Here is a 4691-nt window from a genome sequence, read left to right on the forward strand (position 1 = left end):
TGCGGATGGCAGTACATTTTTGTCCACATTTCACGGTCATTTCGTTACGAACTTCCTTAATGAACAAATCAAATTCTGGAGTTCCAGGAATGGCATCTTCTCCTAAAACAGAAGCATTGAGCGAATCTGCTTCCATATTGAATGGCACCGATTCTTCAATGATGCGCTTATGAGATTTCAATAGTCGTCCTGTTGTAGCAGATCCTGTAAAAGTTACAACATCTTGAGAGTCGACGGTATCTAAAATAGTTCTAGCGGAACCTGTAATTAATTGTAATGCACCTTCTGGCAATATCCCCGAGGCGATGATTTCACGGACAACAGCCTCTGTCAAAAAAGAACCATTTGTTGCAGGTTTTACCACTGCAGGAACGCCAGCCATCCAATTGGTAGCGCATTTTTCCAACATGCCCCAAACCGGGAAATTAAAGGCATTAATATGAATAGCCACGCCTCGTTTTGGCACCATAATATGATGTGCCATAAAGCGTCCGCCACGTGATAAATCAATAGGTTCGCCTTCTACGTGATACGATTGATTAGGGAATAATTTTCTTAAAGATGCATTAGCGAAAAGGTTACCAAATCCGCCTTCAATATCGATCCAACTATCTACTCTGGTCGCCCCAGTTCTATAACTTAATTCATAAAAAGCTTCTTTTCTTTTGACCAGATATAAGGCCAAGCTCTTTAACATATTTCCACGTTCCTGAAAGGTCATATTGCGAAGGACTTGACCACCTACGGTTCTTCCATACTGAAGAATTTCGGCGAAATCCAAACCTTCAGTATCTGAAAGTGCTACGATTTCTCCAGTAACAGAGTCAAACATAGGAATACCTTCTCCTTTACCTTCTATCCATTGTCCTGTGACGTAATTTTGTATTTTTTTCATTCTATTCTTTTATTTTTCAACAAAGGAGATTGTAGTAACCATTACACTTTTAATAGTAAAGGTCACAATCTCAAAATATCATCAAGGGTTTCTTTTATTTTTGAAACATCTTCTGCGGAAGCTGTTCCTATCCTTTTCTTGAACCGTAGTTTTGATAGTGTTCTAATTTGAAACACTAAGACTTCTGTTGTCACTTCTAAACCATTGGTTTTGTTTGGTTTTAAAATAGGATGACCCTTATAACCCTTTAACGAACTTGTCAACGGACAGATAATCGCTAAATCAGAATTCGCATTCATCAAATTGCCGCTAATAACAATAGCAGGCCTATTTCCAGCTTGTTCGTTTCCTTTAATAGGATCGAGATATACATTCCATATTTCCCCTTGTCTCATTGCTTCTCGAGTTCCTTTAAAATTCGCATATAATCTTCCAAACCTTCTTCAGCAAGTGAAAGCATTTCTGGATCCTTTGCAGCACGTTGAAACGACTTGGCGTACTCAGCGCGCTTTATTTGGTCCAAATAATATTCCAATGCCTTCTCTATAATTTTATTCTTTGGAAGCTTTAACTTTTTTGCTGTCTCAGCGAGATCTTCCAGCAATTTATCTGGTAATGATGATGTGAATGTTGCCATTTTATATTTATTTATTATAAATATAATCAATATTTATGTTATTTAATTCAATCTTAAATCTCAATATTTCCAAAAAAACTATTTATAATGGAATGCGCATGAATTAGTGGTTTCTACTATTTATCATGAGATTCCTGCCTTCGCAGGAATTAGACACGTTCTATTATAGCCGCATAACCCTGACCCACGCCAATACACATGGTAATCAACGCATAGCGTTTTCCGGTTTCTTTCAACTCCAAAGCTGCGGAATATGTTATTCTAGTTCCCGTGACACCAAGCGGATGGCCAATAGCGATGGATCCACCGTTGGGATTCAATCTTGGGTCATCGTCTGCCAATCCCCAAGCTCTTGTGCATGCCAACGCTTGTGCTGCAAAAGCTTCGTTGAGCTCGATGACATCCATGTCGGCCATAGTTAATCCAGCTTTTTTCAATGCTTTATTCGAGGCTTCCACAGGGCCAATACCCATGATTCTCGGCTCCACACCAACAACGGCCGAACTTACAATGCGCGCCAATGGCGTTAGATTATATTTTTTTATAGCATCTTCCGAAGCTATAATTGTAGCGGCCGCACCATCATTTAATCCAGATGAATTTCCAGCGGTAACACTTCCTCCTTCAGATTTGAAAGCGCCACGCAATTTTCCTAAAACTTCTAAAGACGTACTTGGTTTTACAAATTCATCTTTTGAAAATTTTATTGGATCCATCTTTCGTTGTGGAATTTCAACCGTTATGATTTCTTTTGATAAACGTCCATTTTCTTGTGCTTTAGCCGCTTTCATCTGACTCCAATAAGCGAATTTATCTTGATCTTCTCTTGAAATATTATATTTCTCGACCAAGTTCTCCGCCGTTTGGCCCATGCCATCCGTTCCATATAGTTTTTGCATTTTCGGATTGACAAATCGCCAACCAAAACTCGAATCATACATTTGGGCATCTGTACCGAATGCACTCGACGGTTTTGCGACAATGTATGGGCCGCGGGTCATATTTTCAACGCCTCCAGCAATAAACACATCGCCATCGCCTGCTTTTATCGCACGATTGGCGTGAATGATTGCGGATAAACCCGAACTACATAAACGGTTGACAGTTTCCCCAGGAACTGTAAATGGCAGTCCTGCCAAAAGCGCGGACATTCTAGCCACATTTCGGTTGTCCTCTCCTGCTTGATTGGCACAGCCCAAAATAACATCGTCATAGGCATCTTTTGGGATATTCGGATTTCGCTTTACGATTTCCTCAATGACTAATGCTCCTAAATCGTCAGTTCTTACAACGGATAATGTGCCTTGATAACTTCCTATTGGTGTTCTGATTCCGTCTATGATGTATGCTTCCATTAAATATTATTGATTGTTGATCAATGATTTCTGATTTTTGAAGTAAGCATTCAAGACCTCTTCAATAAATAAATTCCCATCATTAATTTTTTAATTTCTAGATTTTATCGATTCAATTCCGAAAACGTATCGCCTTGTTTGATATCGCCAGTTTTGTATCCTTTTAAGAACCAAAACTTACGTTGTTCTGAAGTACCATGGGTAAAGCTATCTGGTTGCACATTGCCCTGAACTCTTCTTTGAATGGCATCATCGCCCACCGCATTTGCAGCACTCAAAGCCTCGTCAATATCGCCTTCTTCCAAATACTTCTGATTGTAATGCGCCCAAACTCCTGCGTAAAAATCGGCTTGAAGTTCTTGTGCTACTGATAATCGATTGGCTCCTGCAGCATTAGTTTGTTGTTGCATTTGACGGACTTTCTGAGAGGTTCCGAGCAAGGTTTGGACGTGATGTCCAATTTCGTGAGCGGTCACATAAGCCATCGCGAAGTCGCCACCTTTAGCTCCGAATCGCGATTGCAATTCGTCAAAAAATGCCAAATCCATATACAGTTTTTGGTCTGCCGGACAATAAAATGGCCCCGCAGAAGAACTTGCATTGCCGCATCCCGTACTGACAGCATCAGTAAATAAAACCATACCTGGCTTATCATAATTACCAATATTATTTTCTGTAAATATTTGGCTCCAAGTATCCTCGGTACTTGCCAAAATTCTCTTAAAAAGAACGCCCGTCTCCTTTTCTTTTGCAGTTAACTCCCTTTGTTCTGTTGGTTGGGAAACGGGTTGTCGGGATACGCCTTCAAGAATCGGCGCTAATTGCTGACCGGTTTCGCCGCCAAAAAGCTGGAGCAAAACTACTACAATAGCGATGATTCCACCACCAGCAGCTAATTTCCCTTTGGAACTCATCCCACGACGGTCTTCCAAATTCCCACTTTGTCTTCTACCTTCCCATTTCATATGATTTATTGTTTAGTGTTTATACCTCTAATTTACTAAATTCATAAAAATTTATAGGCTATTCTTCCCAATTTTTGCTGGTTCGATAGACCACACCTTTAAAAAGAGCAACCAATTCATCGCCTCGTTTGACTTCAATAATATTAAAGCCCAATTTATTTTTAACGTTTTCAATCACCGATTCAGCGATTAAATAATCCCCTTCAATTAATGCTTCAATATGGTTGATGCTGGTTTCAATAGAAACCGCATATTTTCCATGCGTATTTGCAGCAAAACCAAAAGCGGTATCTGCTAATGAATAGCTAATACCTCCATGCGCTTTCCCCATACTGTTGAGCATTTCTTTACGAATGGTCATAGCGACTTTACATCTGCCGATCTCACATTCTAGAATTTCGATGCCGAGCCAGGAGCTGAAGGGATCGAGTGATAGCATTTTATAGGGTATTTTATTTTCGTTCATTTAATTTATTTTTGATTGAAGATTAACGATTTTTGATTGTTGAAGTGTATAACTTCTTAAATCAAAAATCAGCATTCAGCAATCGTTAATCAAAAAACCTCAAACCTGATTTATTCATTCTCCTCAACAACGGACTACAGCGGTACCTATCTTCTCGATATTCATCGTACAATTCGTCCATTTTATTGACACACCAATCGATTCCCTTTTCATCTGCCCAAGCCAACAAGCCTTTCGGATAGTTGACGCCTTTGGTCATGGCGTTATCAATATCTTCTGCGGAAGCGATATTCCAGAATAAAGCATCGGCTGCTTCGTTAATGAGCATGACCAGGACACGGTCGAATATTTGTTGTGGCAAGTTTTTATCATG

7 protein-coding genes are annotated in these 4691 nt (G+C 39.8%); all 7 read right to left on the bottom strand.

Annotated elements, in window-relative coordinates; all coding sequences use genetic code 11:
- A partial coding sequence (locus ABIQ28_RS10175; protein ID WP_348036897.1) for an aldehyde dehydrogenase family protein occupies window positions 1-895 on the bottom strand: 895 nt, incomplete at its 3' end.
- A gap of 62 nt (window positions 896-957) precedes the next feature.
- On the bottom strand, window positions 958-1290 hold the full coding sequence (locus tag ABIQ28_RS10180; RefSeq protein WP_348036899.1) for a type II toxin-antitoxin system PemK/MazF family toxin: 333 nt from the start codon (window positions 1288-1290) through the stop codon (window positions 958-960).
- Window positions 1287-1532 carry a ribbon-helix-helix domain-containing protein gene (locus tag ABIQ28_RS10185; protein WP_348036901.1) on the bottom strand — a complete coding sequence of 82 codons (246 nt, stop codon included), beginning with the start codon at window positions 1530-1532 and terminating at the stop codon, window positions 1287-1289. The genes ABIQ28_RS10180 and ABIQ28_RS10185 overlap by 4 nt, the downstream gene beginning before the upstream one ends.
- Window positions 1533-1681: 149 nt before the next feature.
- Window positions 1682-2887 (bottom strand): 3-oxoadipyl-CoA thiolase, encoded by a 1206-nt coding sequence (gene pcaF / locus ABIQ28_RS10190; RefSeq protein WP_348036903.1) that lies wholly within the window; start codon window positions 2885-2887, stop codon window positions 1682-1684.
- Between the two features lie 104 nt (window positions 2888-2991).
- Window positions 2992-3852, bottom strand: a complete 861-nt coding sequence (locus ABIQ28_RS10195; RefSeq protein WP_348036905.1) for a neutral zinc metallopeptidase — start codon at window positions 3850-3852, stop codon at window positions 2992-2994.
- 58 nt (window positions 3853-3910) lie between these two features.
- On the bottom strand, window positions 3911-4318 hold the full coding sequence (locus ABIQ28_RS10200) for a hotdog fold thioesterase (RefSeq protein WP_348036907.1): 408 nt from the start codon (window positions 4316-4318) through the stop codon (window positions 3911-3913).
- A gap of 85 nt (window positions 4319-4403) precedes the next feature.
- Window positions 4404-4691 (bottom strand): 3-hydroxyacyl-CoA dehydrogenase family protein (locus ABIQ28_RS10205; protein ID WP_348036909.1); only part of this gene is annotated, 288 nt, incomplete at its 5' end.

The organism is Gelidibacter sp., from assembly GCF_039916245.1.
GTDB lineage: Bacteria > Bacteroidota > Bacteroidia > Flavobacteriales > Flavobacteriaceae > Gelidibacter.